The sequence below is a fragment of the Serratia sp. PL7 genome (assembly GCF_945957435.1).
The window spans coordinates 136,080-152,528 of the sequence record NZ_CAMFLB010000015.1 but is presented as its reverse complement, the minus strand read 5'-3'; the positions used below and the strand labels follow the sequence as shown (position 1 = coordinate 152,528).

The 16,449-nt window shown below is 63.1% G+C and carries 14 protein-coding genes; 3 read left to right on the top strand and 11 right to left on the bottom strand.

Annotated elements, in window-relative coordinates:
- Nucleotides 1-32: 32 nt before the first annotated feature.
- Both N6G83_RS37090 and N6G83_RS37085 read right to left on the bottom strand, forming a co-directional pair.
- Nucleotides 33-941 (bottom strand): LysR family transcriptional regulator, encoded by a 909-nt coding sequence (locus N6G83_RS37090; RefSeq protein ID WP_025304607.1) that lies wholly within the window; start codon nucleotides 939-941, stop codon nucleotides 33-35.
- A 103-nt stretch (nucleotides 942-1,044) separates the two neighbouring features.
- Nucleotides 1,045-1,818 (bottom strand): SDR family oxidoreductase, encoded by a 774-nt coding sequence (locus N6G83_RS37085; RefSeq protein WP_025304606.1) that lies wholly within the window; start codon nucleotides 1,816-1,818, stop codon nucleotides 1,045-1,047.
- Nucleotides 1,819-2,251: 433 nt separating this feature from the next.
- Here N6G83_RS37085 and uspB point away from each other — a divergent pair, with 433 nt between their 5' ends.
- Nucleotides 2,252-2,587 carry a universal stress protein UspB gene (gene uspB / locus N6G83_RS37080; RefSeq protein ID WP_016930435.1) on the top strand — a complete coding sequence of 112 codons (336 nt, stop codon included), beginning with the start codon at nucleotides 2,252-2,254 and terminating at the stop codon, nucleotides 2,585-2,587.
- A gap of 73 nt (nucleotides 2,588-2,660) precedes the next feature.
- On the opposite strand, the gene pitA is transcribed toward uspB, so the two are convergent.
- Complete coding sequence (gene pitA / locus N6G83_RS37075; protein ID WP_025304605.1) at nucleotides 2,661-4,163, bottom strand: inorganic phosphate transporter PitA; 1,503 nt, start codon at nucleotides 4,161-4,163, stop codon at nucleotides 2,661-2,663.
- 300 nt (nucleotides 4,164-4,463) lie between these two features.
- On the opposite strand from pitA, the gene N6G83_RS37070 reads away from it, so the two are divergent.
- Nucleotides 4,464-5,663: an NAD(P)/FAD-dependent oxidoreductase gene (locus N6G83_RS37070; RefSeq protein ID WP_043139059.1), complete on the top strand. Its 1,200-nt coding sequence runs from the start codon at nucleotides 4,464-4,466 to the stop codon at nucleotides 5,661-5,663.
- A 17-nt stretch (nucleotides 5,664-5,680) separates the two neighbouring features.
- Here N6G83_RS37070 and N6G83_RS37065 read toward each other — a convergent pair whose 3' ends face one another.
- From N6G83_RS37065 to N6G83_RS37045, 5 genes are all read right to left on the bottom strand, one after another.
- Complete coding sequence (locus N6G83_RS37065) at nucleotides 5,681-5,908, bottom strand: hypothetical protein (RefSeq protein WP_197825330.1); 228 nt, start codon at nucleotides 5,906-5,908, stop codon at nucleotides 5,681-5,683.
- Nucleotides 5,909-6,045: 137 nt separating this feature from the next.
- Complete coding sequence (locus N6G83_RS37060) at nucleotides 6,046-6,462, bottom strand: VOC family protein (protein ID WP_049205612.1); 417 nt, start codon at nucleotides 6,460-6,462, stop codon at nucleotides 6,046-6,048.
- Nucleotides 6,463-6,607: 145 nt separating this feature from the next.
- Nucleotides 6,608-7,024: an SRPBCC family protein gene (locus N6G83_RS37055; RefSeq protein ID WP_049294966.1), complete on the bottom strand. Its 417-nt coding sequence runs from the start codon at nucleotides 7,022-7,024 to the stop codon at nucleotides 6,608-6,610.
- A gap of 36 nt (nucleotides 7,025-7,060) precedes the next feature.
- Complete coding sequence (locus tag N6G83_RS37050; protein ID WP_025304600.1) at nucleotides 7,061-7,858, bottom strand: SDR family NAD(P)-dependent oxidoreductase; 798 nt, start codon at nucleotides 7,856-7,858, stop codon at nucleotides 7,061-7,063.
- Between the two features lie 53 nt (nucleotides 7,859-7,911).
- Entirely contained in the window at nucleotides 7,912-8,922 is a 1,011-nt protein-coding gene (locus N6G83_RS37045) for an aldo/keto reductase (protein WP_025304599.1), read from the bottom strand.
- Between the two features lie 141 nt (nucleotides 8,923-9,063).
- Between N6G83_RS37045 and N6G83_RS37040 the strand changes: the two genes are divergently transcribed.
- Nucleotides 9,064-9,963, top strand: coding sequence for a LysR substrate-binding domain-containing protein (locus tag N6G83_RS37040; protein ID WP_025304598.1), 900 nt, complete (start codon nucleotides 9,064-9,066; stop codon nucleotides 9,961-9,963).
- A gap of 33 nt (nucleotides 9,964-9,996) precedes the next feature.
- Here the strand turns inward: N6G83_RS37040 and N6G83_RS37035 are convergent, their stop codons facing one another.
- From N6G83_RS37035 to N6G83_RS37025, 3 genes are read right to left on the bottom strand one after another with little or no spacing between them, the layout of a single operon-like run.
- Entirely contained in the window at nucleotides 9,997-12,189 is a 2,193-nt protein-coding gene (locus tag N6G83_RS37035; RefSeq protein WP_260516218.1) for a virulence factor SrfC family protein, read from the bottom strand.
- Nucleotides 12,186-15,131 (bottom strand): virulence factor SrfB, encoded by a 2,946-nt coding sequence (locus N6G83_RS37030; protein ID WP_197825342.1) that lies wholly within the window; start codon nucleotides 15,129-15,131, stop codon nucleotides 12,186-12,188. The genes N6G83_RS37035 and N6G83_RS37030 overlap by 4 nt, the downstream gene beginning before the upstream one ends.
- A complete protein-coding gene (locus N6G83_RS37025; RefSeq protein ID WP_049209139.1) occupies nucleotides 15,131-16,369 on the bottom strand; it encodes an SrfA family protein in 1,239 nt (412 codons plus the stop codon). Before N6G83_RS37025 ends, N6G83_RS37030 begins: the two co-directional genes overlap by 1 nt.
- Nucleotides 16,370-16,449: the final 80 nt, after the last annotated feature.

The window sequence follows — 16,449 nt, the reverse complement described above, 5'->3', positions numbered from 1 at the left end:
TTATTAAACAAAGTATAGCGCTAAATGTGCAATCAGCGCTCCAGATGCGGCTGCAGTAGGCTTTCAAACCACTCATGAAACACCGCCAGGCGGCGCGATCGCTGGCGGCGATGGGGGTAGATCAGGGCGATCGGCATGGAGGCGGCGCGGTAACCGGGCAGGACTTCCACCAGTTCACCGGCGTCGAGCAGGTGTTGCACGTCGTAGCGCGGGATTTGCATCAGCCCCAGCCCGGCGCGGCAGCAGGCGATATAGCTTTCGGCGTTGTTGACCACCACCCGGCTGGGCAGTTCGAGGCGTTGCGTATGGCCGTCGTCGGTCAGGTATTCCCAGGGGGATTCGCGGCCGGTTTTGGGCGAGGCGTAACCGATGCTCCAGTGCCCCTCAGCGAGGTCGGCGGGCTGGCGCGGATGGCCGAATTCGCTCAGGTAGGCGGGGCTGGCGCAGTTGATCAGCGCGATATGGCCGAGCGGGCGCATCACCAGGCTGCTGTCGTGCAGATCGCCGACGCGCACCGCGCAGTCGACCCCTTCCTGCACCAGATCGATGGCGCGATCGGCGGAGCCGAGCACCAGTTGCAGATGAGGGTGGCGCCGCAACAGGCTAGGCAGCGCCGGGGCGATCAACCGGCGAGCGATGCGGCTCGGCACGTCGACGCTGAGCCGCCCGGAGGCCTGCCGTTGGCTGGCCTGAAACGACTGATCGATGTCTTCCACCTCGGCCAGCAGCGGGCGCAGCCGCTCGAGCAGCTGTTCGCCGTCGGCGGTCAGCCGCACTTGCCGCGTGGTGCGGTGCAGCAGGCGCACGCCCAGCTGCGTTTCCAGTTGTTGCACGGCGGCGGACACCGAGGCGCGCGGCACCTCCAGCGCGTGGGCCGCCCGGATAAAGCTGCCCATTTCTGCCACCTGTACGAATACGCGGTATTGATTGAATCTGTCCATCTCGTGACCTGCTGTTCCTTGGCGCCGTTTCTGACAGAGAGTGTAGCCGTATGACGCGGTTGCGCGCGAGCAGGTGCGGGGGCATCTCCGTCCCCCGTCGAACTTATTTGGTGGTGTAGCCGCCGTTGATCAGGATGGTTTGGCCGGTTACCCACCAGCCGTCGCTGACCAGATGGCGGATGAACGGCACCACGTCTTCGATATCGGTCAGGCCGGTTTTGCTGAACGGCGACAGCGCCGCCGCCGTCTTGTGGTAGGCCACGGCGTCCGCACCCTCAGCCGGGTAGAAGAACGGGGTGTCCATCGGGCCGGGGCCGACCGCCGTCACGGAGATGCCACGCTCGCCGAACTCCTTGGCGGCGGCGCGGGTGAAGTGCTCCACCGGCGCTTTGGTGCCGGCGTAAGCGGCGTAAAACGGCGTGAAGGCGCCGAGCAGCGAGGTGACCAGCGTGCAGATTTTACCGTTGTCGTTAAGGTGCTTGCCCGCTTCTTTCAGGAAGAAGAACGCGGTTTTGGCGTTGACCGCCGTCATCTCGTCGTACTCGGCTTCGCTGATGTCGACCATCGGCTTTTTCAGCACTTTGCCGACGGTATTGATGGCGATATCCGGCTTGCCGACGGCGGCGACCGCATCGGCGAACAGCTTCTCGACCGCGCCCGCGGTGGTCAGATCGGCCTGCAGCGCGACGCCTTGCGCACCGGCGGCCTGAATGGCGGCGACGGTTTTCTCCGCTTCGGCTTTGGAGGCGGCGCTGTTGTAGTGGATCACCACCGCTTTGGCGCCTTGCTCAGCCAAATCGCGCGCGATCAGCCCGCCGAGGTTCTTGGCGCCGCCGGCGATGAGGACGGTTTTTCCCTTGATTGAATGGTTTGCCATAACAGTTTCCTTGGATGAACGTAACGGAAACCTGAGTCTAGCCAGCGTGGGGGGAAAGATCAGCGGCGTGGCGCGGGATAGACTATCCATAAAAACCGCCTAATCGAAAACGGGCGGTTATCGCTTATAACGTCCCGGCAGGTGACTTTTCGGCACAGGGCGGTAAATTTTATCCACTGCTCAGGCCAGTTTGCGTTTCATTAACCTACAATGATGGATATGGGCCTCATCATTTCCCCTCTGAGTGGAACCACGCCGTGCAAATCTCTCTGTGCGGTGCGGTAACGTCTCCGGAGGCGGTGGGTTATGGGCATGGCCCGTGCAGGCAAAAAAGGGGATGAGAGCGGTAAGCTCCAGCAGAGTATCGGGTAATGAGGTAGGGCGGTTGGACCCGGCGGAAGGCCGCGGATAACAACGCCTTGAGGGGGTAATCATGATCAGTACCGTCGCGCTGTTTTGGGCCTTATGTGTGGTGTGTGTGGTAAACATGGTGCGGTATTACTCTTCTCTGCGCGCGTTGCTGGTGGTATTGCGCGGCTGTGACCCGTTGCTGTACCAGTACGTCGACGGCGGCGGTTTTTTCACCGCCCACGGGCAACCCAGCAAGCAGCTGAGGCTGGTGCGCTATATCTTCGCGCAGCGCTATGTCGAGCATCACGATCCGGAGTTTATCCGCCGCTGCGAGCGGGTGCGCGGGCAGTTTATGCTGACCTCGGCCCTGTGCGGCCTGGTGGTCATCAGCCTGATAGCGCTGATGATCTGGTATTAATGCCTTCCTGTTTCCCTTGATGCAGGCAAAAAAAAGGCGGCCCTGGGGCCGCCTTCCTCATGATGCTTATCGCTTAGATCAGCTTCAACGCAACCCAATACAGCGCACCGGAAAGCAGGATCGAGATTGGCAGGGTCAGTACCCAGGCCAACAGGATGTTCTTCACGGTTTTGCTCTGCACGCCGCCGCCGTCCACGATCATCGTCCCGGCAACCGCCGAAGAGAGGACGTGGGTGGTGGAGACCGGCATGCCGGTATAACTCGCCACGCCGATAGACAGCGCTGCGGTCATCTGGGCCGATACGCCCTGGGCGTAGGTCATGCCTTTCTTGCCGATCTTCTCGCCGATGGTGGTGGCCACGCGTTTCCAGCCCACCATGGTGCCGAGCGACAGCGCCAGCGCGACGGCGACGATGATCCACATCGGCGCGTACTCGACGGTCTGCAGCAGATCCTGACGCAGGTTCTTCAGGAAACGCTGGTCGGCGGATGAGGTTTCCGGCAGCTTGGCGACTTTATCCGCCGTGTCGGTCACGCACATCAGCAGGCGGCGCAGGTGGCTGCGCTGGTCAACCGTCAGCTGATCGTAGCTTTGCAGGTTGGTCAGCATGCCCTGAGCCAGCTCGATCGCCGGCATGGCGCGCGAACTGTCGCAGTGGAACTCGGCAGGCTTGCCAGGCGCGGCTTCGTCATCCGGGCTTGGCACCAGCGGCGTCAGCGACACCGCATGCGACAGCGCGTCGCCGTGCTGCTGGTAATATTGCTGCAGGTGGGTCACGGCATCACGCGTACGGGTGATGTCATAACCGGTTGCATTCATATTGACCACGAAGCCGGCCGGCGCAACGCCGATCAGCACCAGCATGATAAGGCCGATACCTTTCTGGCCGTCGTTGGCGCCGTGCGAGAAGCTGACGCCAATCGCCGACAGGATCAGCGCGATACGGGTCCAGAACGGCGGCTTGCGTTTGCCGTCGACCTTTTCACGTTCCGCAGGGGTCATGTGGATACGCTGGCGTTTCTTGGTGCCACTCCAATAGCGGCGCAAGGCGAACACCATCACTCCCGCTACCATCATGCCGACCAGCGGCGAGAACAGCAGAGAAAGGAAAATGCCAATCATTTTCGGGACGTTAAGCGCATCCACGACCGAGGTGTGGGTCATCAGGGCGTTGGTTAAACCGACACCGATGATTGCGCCTATCAGCGTATGGGAACTGGAGGCCGGCAAACCGAAATACCAGGTGCCGAGGTTCCAGATGATTGCCGCCAGCAGCATGGAGAAGACCATGGCTAATCCGTGTGCTGAACTGACGTTCAACAACAGATCGGTAGGCAGCAAGTGGACGATGGCGTAAGCAACACTCAAACCGCCGAGCATTACGCCAAGAAAGTTGAACAAACCTGCCATCACGACCGCAAGTTGCGAGCGCATGGCGCGGGTATAAATAACTGTAGCGACCGCATTGGCCGTATCATGAAAACCGTTGATGGCTTCATAAAACAACACGAACAACAATGCGAGAATTAACATCAGGCCGGTATGGAAATCCAGGCCAGCGAACAAATGCAGCATAAGCGTTACGCCAGTTTGTGGACATGAACGCCGCGCATTATCAGTGACAACCGGTGCCGGGGAAAAGGAAAATATGACGTTTTTTTGATTTGGACATGACGAAACGATGACGCGCCTATAACAAAAATATGGAATATCAACGCGTTAATCTGCTCTGACCTCTGTAATATTTTCTTACTATGGCGTTGGCGCCGCCGGGGCTTTACAATCTGCCGCCGTGAATTTGGCGGTGACCGGCGGCGAAACGGCGTAATATGGCGCTCTTTTGTCGCGATTGTGGTTTTGATAAGTGAGGCTCAGGTGGAACAGTTTGATGTCGTAGTGATTGGGGCGGGCGCCGCCGGCATGTTTTGCGCCGCGCAGGCGGGGCAACTCGGTTGCCGCGTATTGCTGCTCGACAACGGCAAAAAACCGGGCCGCAAGATCCTGATGTCCGGCGGTGGGCGCTGCAACTTCACCAACATGTACGCCGAACCGGCGGCCTATCTGTCGAACAACCCGCACTTCTGCAAGTCGGCGCTGGCGCGCTATACCCAGTGGGACTTCATCGATCTGATCAACCGTTACGGCATCGCTTACCATGAAAAAACGCTGGGGCAGCTGTTCTGCGACGATTCGGCGCAGCAGGTGGTGGATCTGCTGGTCAAAGAGTGCGAGCTGGGCCAGGTGACGATGCGCCTGCGCAGCGAAGTGCTGGACGTAGAGAAAACCGAGAATGGCTACGCGCTGGCGCTGAATGGTGAAAAAGTGAGCGCTCGCTCACTTGTGGTGGCCAGCGGCGGATTATCCATGCCGGGGTTGGGCGCGTCGCCGTTCGGTTACAAACTGGCTGAGCAGTTCGGTCTTAAGGTGCTGCCGACGCGCGCCGGGCTGGTGCCGTTTACCCTGCATAAACCGCTGTTGGAGCATGTACAGACGCTGTCCGGCGTCTCGGTGCCGGCGGTGATCACCGCCGAGAACGGCGTCAGCTTCCGTGAAAGCATTCTGTTTACCCATCGCGGCCTGTCCGGCCCGGCGGTGCTGCAGCTGTCCAGCTACTGGCAACCGGGTGAGTATGTGAGCGTTAACTTACTTCCTGAGCTGGATCTGGCGGGCTTCCTGGATGAACAACGCTTGCAGCACCCGAACCAAAGCCTGAAAAATACCCTGGCGCTGCACTTGCCGAAGCGGCTGGTGGAGTGCTTGCAGACCCTGGGACAATTGCCGGAGGCGACGCTGAAGCAGCTGAATGCGCCGCAGCAGGCGGCGCTGGTGGATCTGTTGCAGAACTGGCGCGTGCAGCCGAACGGCACCGAAGGCTACCGCACGGCGGAAGTGACGCTCGGCGGCGTCGACACCAACGAACTTTCTTCCAAGACGATGGAAGCCCACAAGGCGCCGGGGCTCTACTTTATCGGCGAAGTGGTGGACGTGACCGGGTGGTTGGGCGGTTACAACTTCCAGTGGGCCTGGAGCTCGGCCTGGGCCTGCGCCCAGGCGCTGGCAGCGCAGGGGCGTTAACGTTCAGCAGTGACGGGTTAGGTCGATTTTTTTGGCATAAAACGCAGACACAACCCCGCGACAGCGGCATAAAGCATTAGCAGGCAGGTTGTCGAAAGCGCTTGCGGATCGCCGAGACCCCATTCATTAGACTTGTGAACCATTTCCAACGCCATGTCCGGTGTCAGCAGCAGCCGAGAGGGAATGATGTTCGGCAAGACAGCGAATACCAGGACAAAAATCACCGAGGCGATCGGTTTTCTCATATGGGGCAGCGCCTCTCATAGCCAATGACATTGATAGAACCATAAGCTAGCAGCTTATTGTTGGTGCGTGGAACACCTACCCGTGGCGTTCAAACAGATGGGGCCGATAAGGCTCCATTATCTATGGCCCGTTAATCTCATCCCGCCGGCCCTTTCAATTCCACGCGATTACCGTCCGGATCGCTGAAATAAATGGACGGCCCGTCGCCTTCCGCCCCATAGCGCGATTCGGCGGGATCAACGCCGATCCCCTGCGATCGCAGATAGGTCAACAACGCCTCTTCGTTGAACGGATCGATGCGCAGGCAGACGTGATCGACATTTTGCCTATGAGGATCGGGCGCTTCGCCGCCTTTTTTCCCCAGCACGCCATTGATGTCCACCAGGTCGATCATGGAGGCACCGGCGCGCAGGTGCACCAGCCCCAAATCCGGTCGCTGTTTGGCGATATCACAGCCGACGATCTGGGTATAAAAACGCAGGCTGTTCTGCATATCGCGCACGCGCAGAACCACATGATCCAGCCGTTGCAAGTTGAAGGGGCGCACGGTCATCTCCTCAAATGAACATCTCCTTTACAGCATAAGCGGCGATGACGGATTTATCCTGCTGCGCGGCGTGCCCGCTCGTGCACCCAAACCCCAAAAAAAAACGGCCGATGGGTGCAGCCATCGACCGTGGGGCTTAAGTGTTTAAGCGTTAACGAGGGAAGTTGCCGCTCAGCGCATCCAGGCCGCCCTGGTAGATGCCGCTGAACAGGGCGATGGCCTCGTCGTCGCTGATGTTGACCGGCGTGAAGCTGCCCGACCATTCCACGCGCGCCACGTTGGCGTCGTCGGTGGCGTGCACTGACAGGGTGGACAGGTAATTCACCACCGGGAACGGCGCTTGCATGATGGAGTAGCTGTAGCTGCGTTGACGATTGTCGAACGCTTCCAGCCGCTCGATGACGGTACCGCCGTCGGCGGTGGTTAAGGTACGCACGCGGCCGCCTTCAGAAACGACGCTTTTCGGGATGAACGGCAGCCAGTCAGGCAGGGCGTCGAAGCCGCCGATCAGTTGCCATACGGTGTCGGCAGATGCCGGGATGTCCATAGAGACGGATGTAGTAGCCATTTTCTTTCTCTCTTAATATCGGTTTCGGGTACAGGGTTACATTGCCAGCGTATCTACGACGCCGCCGTCAACGCGCAGCGCCGCGCCGGTGGTGGCCGAAGACAGCGGAGACGCGAGGTAAACGGCCAGGTTGGCCACTTCATCGACGTCCGCCGCGCGCTGAATGATGGAGCTTGGGCGTTCGGTTTTAACGAACTCGTCGGCCTGATCGCGTGCGCTGCGCCCGGATTTGGCCGCCGCATCCGCCAGCATTTCTTGCAGGCCTTCGGTAAAGGTTGGCCCCGGCAGGATGGCGTTGACCGTCACACCGGTGCCGGCGAGGCGTTTCGCCAGGCCGTGAGACACCGCCAGGTTGGCGCTTTTGGTGACGCCGTAGTTGATCATGTCCGCCGGGATGGCGACGCCGGATTCGGACGACACGAAAATAATGCGTCCCCAACCCTGCTCGGTCATGCTCCGCGCATAGTGGCGCGCAAGACGCACGCCCGAGAGGACGTTGACGTTATAGAAGTGCATCCACTCGCTGTCGGGCACGGTAAAGAAGTCTTTATCGTTGAAAATGCCCAGGTTGTTGATCAGCACGTCGGCTTTCGGTTCCGCGGCGAACAGGGTGGCAGCCCCTTGTTCCGTCCCGAGATCCGCGACCACGCCGCGCACCTGCGCGCCGGGCACGTTGGCGCTGATGTCGGCGATAGCGTTATCGACCCCGGTTTTCTGACGGCCGACGATCACGACGGTGGCGCCCGTTTTGGCGAGCCCGCGCGCGATGCCGAGGCCGATGCCGGAGGTGGAGCCGCTGACGACGGCGACTTTGCCTGATAGATCCAGTTTCATCATGTATCTCATCGAGTTAATGGGGGTAATGGGGCCATGCGGCCCCATAAAACTTAACGAATCGGCAGCGGCGCGTTGTCGGCCACCAGTTTCTGACGGCGCATTTCGGCCCAGAATTCAGCCGGGATAACGGCGTCCAGCGCAGCCAGATCTTCGGCCATGCGGCCAGGGCGGCTCGAACCGGGGATCACGGCGGCGACCGCCGGGTTAGCCAGCGAGAACTGCAGCGCGGCGGCTTTGACGTCGACCTGGAAGCGAGCGGCGATCGCCTTGATTTGCGCTACCTTTGCCAGCACCGCCGGGGACGCTTTCTGGTATTCGTAGTGCTCGCCGCCGGCCAGCACGCCAGAGTTGTAAGGGCCGCCGACGACGATGTCGACGTTGCTCGCCAGGGCTTCCGGCATCAAACGCTGCAGGGCGCGTTCATGATCCAGCAGGCTGTAACGGCCGGCCAGCAGGAAAGCGTCCGGCTGCGTTTCGCTCAGGCCCAGCGCCAGTTCACAAGGCTCGACGCGGTTGACGCCGAGGCCCCAGGCCTTGATCACCCCTTCTTCACGCAGACGGGTCAGCGCGCGGAAAGCGCCGGTGCGAGCGATGTTGAACTGCTCAATCCAGTTGTCGCCGTAAAAGTCCTGGGCCGGATCGTGGATCCAGACGATGTCCAGACGGTCGGTTTTCAGGCGCTTCAGGCTGTCTTCAATGGAACGCAGCGTGGCGTCGGCGGAGTAGTCGTTGACGATCTTGTTCTTCAAACCGTGTTCGAACAAACCGCCTTTCTCACCCAGATCGCGGGCGGAGGTGTCTTCTTCTTCGTCCAGCATGATGCGGCCCACTTTGGTGCTCAGCACATACTCGTCACGTGGGTATTGCGACAGCACTTCACCCATGCGGATTTCCGACAGGCCGGAACCGTAGAGCGGCGCGGTGTCGAAGTAGCGGATGCCCAGATCCCAGGCGCCGCTGACGGTGGCTTGCACGTCCTCTTGCGGGATGTTGCGGAACATATTGCCGAGCGGCGCGCCGCCCAAACCGATCTTGCCGGGTAAAATATTTTTGATGCTCATAGTCGATCCTCAATACGTTATCTTTTCAGGGAAACTTATGGGGCTCATACCTGTCTGCCCCGTCACGAGGCTAAAGATAACGTGGCAAGTTGTGACTTGATAGGACATAATTCGTCTAAGTTAAGTCCTTTGAGGTCTCACATGATCGATTTACGTCAGTTGAAATACTTTGTCGCGGTGGCGGAAGAGGAGCACGTCGGCCGCGCCGCCGAACGGCTGCACATTTCCCAGTCCCCGCTGAGCAGGCAGATTTCCCAGCTTGAGGAGCGCCTCGGGTTGATGCTGTTTGAGCGCAATCAGCAGCGCATCCGCCTGACGGCCGACGGCCAGACGTTTCTGGCCGAAACCCGCGCGCTATTGACGCACGCCAACCGGCTTGAGTCGCTCGGGCGCCGCCTGGGACGGGGGGAAGACGGCGGGCTGTGCATCGGCTATATCGAAAATGCGATGCACTCCGGCGTTTTGTCGAACGCATTGCGGGCGCTGCGGGTGTCCCGGCCGGATGTGCACATCGTGCTTTACAGCCAGCCTTCTTCCATGCAGCTCGAAGGGCTGCGGCAGCGTAGCCTGGACGTGGCGCTGGTCAATACGGCGCCGGATCGCGACGATCAGGATTTGGACTATACGCAGGTGTTGGACGATCGCATGCTGCTGGCCCTGCCGCAGACGCATCCGCTGGCTGAAAGGGAGACGCTGCAGCCGGCGGATCTCACCGATCAGGCCTGGATCTCGGTGATCCACAAAGAGGATGCCCATTCGCGCGACGACTTCGTGGCGGCCTGCGTGAAGGCCGGGTTCGATCCGGATATTCGGCTGGAAGCGGGCGAACCGCTGACCGCGCTGGGGCTGGTCGCCGCCGGGTTGGGGATGACGCTGATCCAGCACAGCCTGCGGCATAACGCGCCGCAGGGCGTGGTGCTGCGCGAGCTGCCCTGGATGCAATACACCACGCAGCTGTGGGCAGTGTGGCACAAGGCCAACCTGCGCCCGCTGGTCACCCATTTTCGCGAAGTGATGTCGGCCGGGCCGGCCTGCCACTGATTACGCGGCGGCGCCCGGCCCGGATTGCGCCCGCTACGGCACAGCGCGCAGGGTGGCGACGATCGCCGCCAGGTCGGCGCGCTGCTCGTCTGCCAGCGCGGGCTGCGCCTGCGCGGCATTCTCCGCCAGCAGGGTTTGCAGGCCGATCAGCCAGTCATAGATATAAAACGCGGTATTCTTGGTCGGCGTCGGCGCCAGCCGGGTTAGCCGCTGCTGGCCGCTCCAATCCACCGCCGGCTGCGGCGGCGGGGTAAAGATCGGTTGGCCGGGATTGACGCGGCTTTCGGGGCGCGTTGCCACATCGCGCCGCGGGAAGCCGAGCCAGGCGACGAAGTCGCCCAGTAGCGCCAGCGCCTGACTGATCTGCCGATCTTCACCCTGTTCCGGCAGGCCCCCGGCGCACAGTGCACGCTCCAGTTCGTCGTCGAGCTGCAGGCGGCAGGCGGCGCCGATCAGCGCATCGACCAGCAATTCCAGGTGTGGTTTCTCGACGCCGAGCAGATCCAGCAACCGGCGGCTGTCCGGCAGCGCACGCAGATGATTGACCCAGTCTGCGAAGATCCGTGCGGCAAAAGGCGATGCGGGCTGCTCGCCGGGCGCCGCAGGGTCTTGCTCGCCGAACAGATCGATATCCAGCCCGAACGGTGAAGGCGCCATCGTCGGAGCCGGTGCGGTGTGCTGCTGTTGCTGATAAAGCTGGCGCAGCGTATCGCGCTGGGGTAGCAACCGCTCCAGCAGTTCGCCGTGGCGGCCGGCCTGTGCCTGCAGTGCGCGCAGCAGCTGTTGCGCGCGTTGCTGCGTCGCGTGCGGATCGGCGGCGGTGAGCCAGTTGCCGAGCAGGCTTTCCGTCAGCTCGCGCTGCAATTCCTCACGCTGTTCGAGCAGGCGCGCTTGCTTGTGGGCCGGACGCGCCTGAGCGGCCAGGTAGTTCACCATGCGGCGACAGTCCTGTTCATCCAGCGCCAGCAGCGTGGCCCAGCTGTCGCCGGGCTCGCCGACCTGACGCTGGACGGCGTCGTCGGGCCGCGCTTTGCCTTCCTGACGCGAGTCGAACGGCGTGATTGCCCAGATTAAACCGGGCTTGCGGCGTTGGCGCAGCGCCGGGGTTTCCCCCTGGGTGTGGTTGACCCAATCGCCGAGCGCCTGGCCGACGCGCGCAGCGTCCTGCGGCGTGGCGGCGGCATCGGTTACCAGCAACAGATTGGCGTGCAGGCCGTCCGAGCAGCGGGTCAATAAATGGGCGCGCTTTGCCTGTTGCAGACGCTGCGCCGGCTCCGCCTGCGGACAGCTGCGGCTGCCGGGCAGGTCGATCAGCGCCACCTCGGCGGGCAGGCCCGCCTGCGCCGTCTGCGGCAGAACGGTGGTCACTTCGGCGGTCAGCCAGGCCAGATCGCTCAGTGCGATCTCCCGTTCATCGCCGTTTTCGGTCATGACGGCGATCGTGGCGTTTTCCGGTGCGGCGTTTGCGGTCAGCAGCGCCAACGCGCGGCGCGGGGCATGAACCTGTCGGCTGCCGCCGAGGGTATGCAGCGCGTGCGCCAGCTGGCGATAACGCGCCGTCAACGTCGCCTCCTCTCCCCACAGCGGTGCAAACAGGCGCGCGCGATCGTCGATGCTCAGCTGCGGCGCCAGCGCCACGGCCTGCGGCCAGAAGTGCCTGTCGAGCGTGGGTTGCTCTTTGCCGCCGTGGCGGCGTTGGTTGTCCCACAGCGCCAGCACGGCGTTGCCATCGAGGCCATCGAGGGCGACGGCTTGGCGGTGGCGCGCCAACGCTTGCAAATGGCCGGCGATGGCGCGGGCGTCCCAGTCCGGGCGAAAGCCGCGCATCGCGGCGGCGTCGATCGTGATGGCCAACCACTGCGCTTCGTTGAGCAGCGCGAGGGCGATCGGATAATCGGCGGGCCCCGTTTCGGCCGCCGTGCAGTAGCGCACCGCGAGCGACAGGTCCGCGTTGAAGCGTTTGGCGCCAGGCGCCAGCGCCGCCAGCAGATGGGCCTTGGCGGCGGCGTTGTGGCCATACAAACCGATGGCGACCTGCGCAGGCCGGGTGTTTTCCAACTGGACGGCGCGGTTATGGCAACCGCGCAGACGCAGCGTCAGGCGATCGGCTTCCCGCTCCAGGCGGGCGGATTGTCGGCGTGTGGCGTCCACCCAGTCGATCGCCTGCACAATGCCGGCGCTGAGCGCGTTATTCGGAGCCGCTGGGGCAAAGGTGTGCGTTTTCATCGTGGGTAAATGCTCCCGCTGTCTATCCAGTAGTGGGTCGCACCGGAGGCGCTGGCAGCCAGGGTATTGAGTTTCAGTTGCAGGTGGTGAGCCGGGACGGGGCTGCCGTCGGCCAGCACCGCCTGCGCGATCTTGACGCTTTCGGCGCCCTGTTCGGCGCTGGCGGTGATGGCCAGACGCAGGCCGATCACCGCGTCGCCGGCCAGCTTGCGCGCCAGCTGGGCGTCATTGATGGTCAGCGTATAGAGCGGGGAGGCCGGCCAACGTTCGTTGTCCAACTGGCGGAAGCCCAGACGCAGTGGGCCGCGCAGCTGAAAGCTGACGGCGGGATCGAGCGCGAAATCGGCGCGATCCAGATCGATGTCGCGGTAATAGACGTTATCGTCCGCCAGCATATTGTTGCCGTCCAGCATGCCCAGATAGCGAATGGTGGAGTAGGGCTGGAAATCGCCGACGTTGAAGTAAAAGCTCTCCAGCCGCAGATCGATCGCCAGCAGGCACAGCATGGCGCCCACGGCAGCGGTGGATTTCGGGTTGTCGATGCGGCCGCGTTTGTTGAACGGGTACCAACTGCGGGTGTGGTAGCCCTCGAGCGGCAGAATGCGGCTGGCGGGCAGCGGCTGCAGGTGGCGCAGCAGCGCCTGCACGCCGGGGAAACGCGCCGGGCGGCCGGTCAGCAGCAGCACGTCGCAGGTATACAGCGCCACCACTTCGGCCAGCAGGCGCAGGCAGCGGCCGATGCCGATGCGATCGGACAAGAAGGCGGCGTGCAGATCGGCCAGGCGGGTCACCAGCGGGGTGTGCAGAATATCGAAGGCGTCGCTGTCGGCTTCGCGCTGCACTTCGCCGTTGATAAACGCCAGCACCTGCGGCGTCGGCGGCTGCGGCAGCAGATCGCCGAGGTTGGCGGCGATTTCCGCCCGGCTGTCCAGCGGATCGTACTGCTCATAGGCGGCGAGCAGCGCGCGTCCGGCGGGCATGAAGATCTGCAGCGCGGCCTGCTGACGCAGGGTGGAAAGCCCGTCCATGCGCCCTTCGTTGCCGAACAGTTTGTCCATCAGTGCCGCGGCGGCGCTCACGCCGGCGGCCTCGAACGCCTGTTGCACGGCGGGCAGGACAAACTGCTGGATGATGTCCAGCAAGATATCGTCGCCGGCGACCTTAAAGCCCTCGCGGAACAGCAGGCGCGGGTTGATTTTGATGTTGTTGCCTACGCCGTCATCGAGCGAGTAGTGCGTGATCGCCAGATCGGTGGTGCCGCCGCCGATGTCGATGGAGGCGATGCGCAACGTCTTGCCGGGCTGTTCACCCGGCGCCAGCGGCCGATCGGGCCGCGCCATGGCGGCGAAGAAGGCGTCGGTGCGGCCGGCGAAGTTCACCTGGGTTTCGTTGTACAGATAGACCATCTGGCCGCAGGTGGCTTCGTCCCACTCGATCTGCACTTGCGGCGCCGGGAAGCGGGTGTGCTCGCCGTTGAACGGCGCATCCTGCGGGTGCCAGCCGAGGGCTTTCCATACCAGCCCAATCGCTTCCTGCATGCGGCGGCGGAAGATCTCGCGCTCCGGCTTCGGCATCGCCGAAGGCAGCGTCAGGATGATGGCGCGTAAACGGCGCGGCGCGGTGGCGTTCGGCATGCGGCTGCGTTGGGCGATGCTGTTGATCTGCATCAGCGCCTGCGCCAACAGCTCGCTCAACATCAGGCTCATCACCGCACTGCGGCTGTAATGGGCGGCGAACACCGGCAGCCGTTCGGCCGTCGGCAGGGCGGACAGCGGCACGCCCTCATCGTTGATCAGGGTGGTCAACGGCGCGGCGGCGGCCATCGGCTCGTGCCGCTCGTTGAAGCGCCAGCCGGGCGCATAGCGCTCCTCGTCCCACAGATAACGCCGTGGGCTGGAGATGCCGGTGGTGCCTTCATGCCCTTCGCGTCGCTGCGCCAATTGCGCGGCTTCATGGCCGACGCGGGTGATGGACGGCCATTGGAAGGCATCGTCGCGTCCGCTCTGGAAGGACAGATGCGGCTTGCCGAACGCGGCCCGAGAAAACTCCACCCGGCTCTCGAACAGTTCGTTGTAGACCTGATGCGGTTCGGACAGCGAGCGCAGCTGCAGCTCATAGGTTTGCTTCAGGCCGTTGCTCTCTTCCGGATGGTCCTCGACCAGCACGCCGCAGGTGTGAGAATTGCCGACGTCCAGCACCAGATCGACGTCGATCGCCGGTTGTTGCAGCGTCGCCGTCACCATTTTTATCTGCGGCACCGTCAGCTGATGGCCGAGCATGTGCAACAGGTTGAGGTAGTGCGCCTGATACTCGAAGGTTTTCAGCCCGGCGTTGATCTCCGCCTCGGCGCGCTGTTCCCGCTCGGTGGCGCGCTGGCTGAACGCCTCGCGCAGCCAGCCGTCCACCCAGGTCAGATCGAGGAACTCGCCCAGCTCGTGGTTGCGGTGCGCCAGCGTGAAGTTCAGCCCGGTGCCGAGATCGCTTTCGCCCGGCGCCAATGCTTCCTGGCCGGGCGCGGCGGCGCGGGTGTCGAAGGCCAGCACCACGCGCAGCAGGTTACCGTCCTGATCCGGCTCATCCAACTGCACCACCTGCAGACGTGCCCAGTTATCCGGGCCCGATAAAAACATTCCCGAGGTGGTGTAGCGCAGGAACGGCAACGGCAGCCAGAGCTTATCCAGCAGGTGCAGCGACTGCTGCAGCGGATAGCTGAACTCCGGCCGCACCACTTCGGCGGCCTGGTCGCCCACGGCCGGCAACTGGTATTTGCCGCTCTCGGCCTCCCATTGCAGGCGCAGCAGCGGGCCGCTGGCGGTCTTGCGCACGAATTTGCCGGGAAACTCGGCGTCCAGCCGCGGCGTCAGGGCAAAGTCCAGAAACTGAATGCCGCTGTCCTGAATCAGCGTAACGCCGTGTTTGTAGTCAGTAAGGGGGGCCAGCATCATTTACTCTCGCGCTTGAACGTCATGGGATAGGTGGTGTCCGCATCGTAGCGGCCGGTGCACTCCGCCGCGCCGGTCTCGCCTTGGCGGCAGACGATTTCCGGGATCTGATAGCGGCTGCCGTCGCTGCAGCGCGCCTTGGTGCGGCTGTTGATCACCAGATTGCCGGACTGCATCAGGCCGGCTTCGACCGCGACCCGACAGGTGACGCCGTCGCCGTAGGCGATGATGGCGTTGCCTTTGCCCGCGTTCAGGCGGTATTGCAGGCTGGGGCGTTTGCCGGTGATCGGATCTTTCAGCGCCACCGTGGCGCGCCATTTGCCGTTAAGGAAACGGGTGGAGCCAGCCTTCACCGCCTCGGGTGGCAGCACCAGCGCATTTTTGTCCAGCGGTTGCGGGATGGTCGGCGCCGGGGGCGGCGGCATCAGCGTGGCGTGCGCCAGCGGCAAGCGCAGCTTAGGCAATGGCGCGGCGGTTTTTTCCGGTGGTGCCGGAGGGTGCACCTCAGCCGGCATCGCCGGTTGCGGCGTCGGTGAGCGGTGCAGCCAGGCGGCCAGCGCCGCACTGCCTAACAGCAGTACCGGTAACAGCCACAGCGCGTGGCGCCGACGCGGGCGCACGACGGCAGGGGATTCGACGGGGGCCGCCGGAGCGAGCACCGGTTCAGGCTCGGCGGCCGGTGTTGGTTTTGCCGGTTCAACAACGGCCGGCTTGCGTGGTGCGGCGGCGATCGGCGCCGGTTTTTCCACTTCCGATTCGAGCGGGCGCAGGCAGGCTAACGGATCGTCCGGGCTCTGCGCCTGCGGTTTGATAAAGCCCCAAAAGGTCAGCACCGGTCGGTCGTCTACCAGGTAGACGTGGTTGGGATCGGGAATATGCATCGCTTTGGCCAGCAGCGCGCCGAACAGGCGGTGGCTGGGATGATCGGTCGCCCGGGTCTGTTCCGTCAGGCTGCGGAAGGTCGCCAGACAGTGTTCCAGGTGGCGCACCGCCTGCGCGCGCTGGGCGTCGCTTGCCGCCAGCCAGGAGGTCACCTTTCCCGGGAAGGGCGCATACCAGTCGATGCGGGTGCCGCTTTCGTTCGGCTGGGGGATCGCCAGACAGTCGGCGGCCTGCGGATGCCGGCGAAGACGCAGGGTTTCCCGCAGCTGCTGCGCGCAGGCGTAGATCGGTTGCCCGTTCTCGCCTAAAGCGAGCACATCATCCAAACTGCCACTGCGTAAGAAGGGTTTCACCACGGCACCGCACCTTGTCCTGTTCTGCAAAAACGCATAAAAGTCCATGATACCCCGCAGGCGGCGGCGCCAAACGGCCAAGG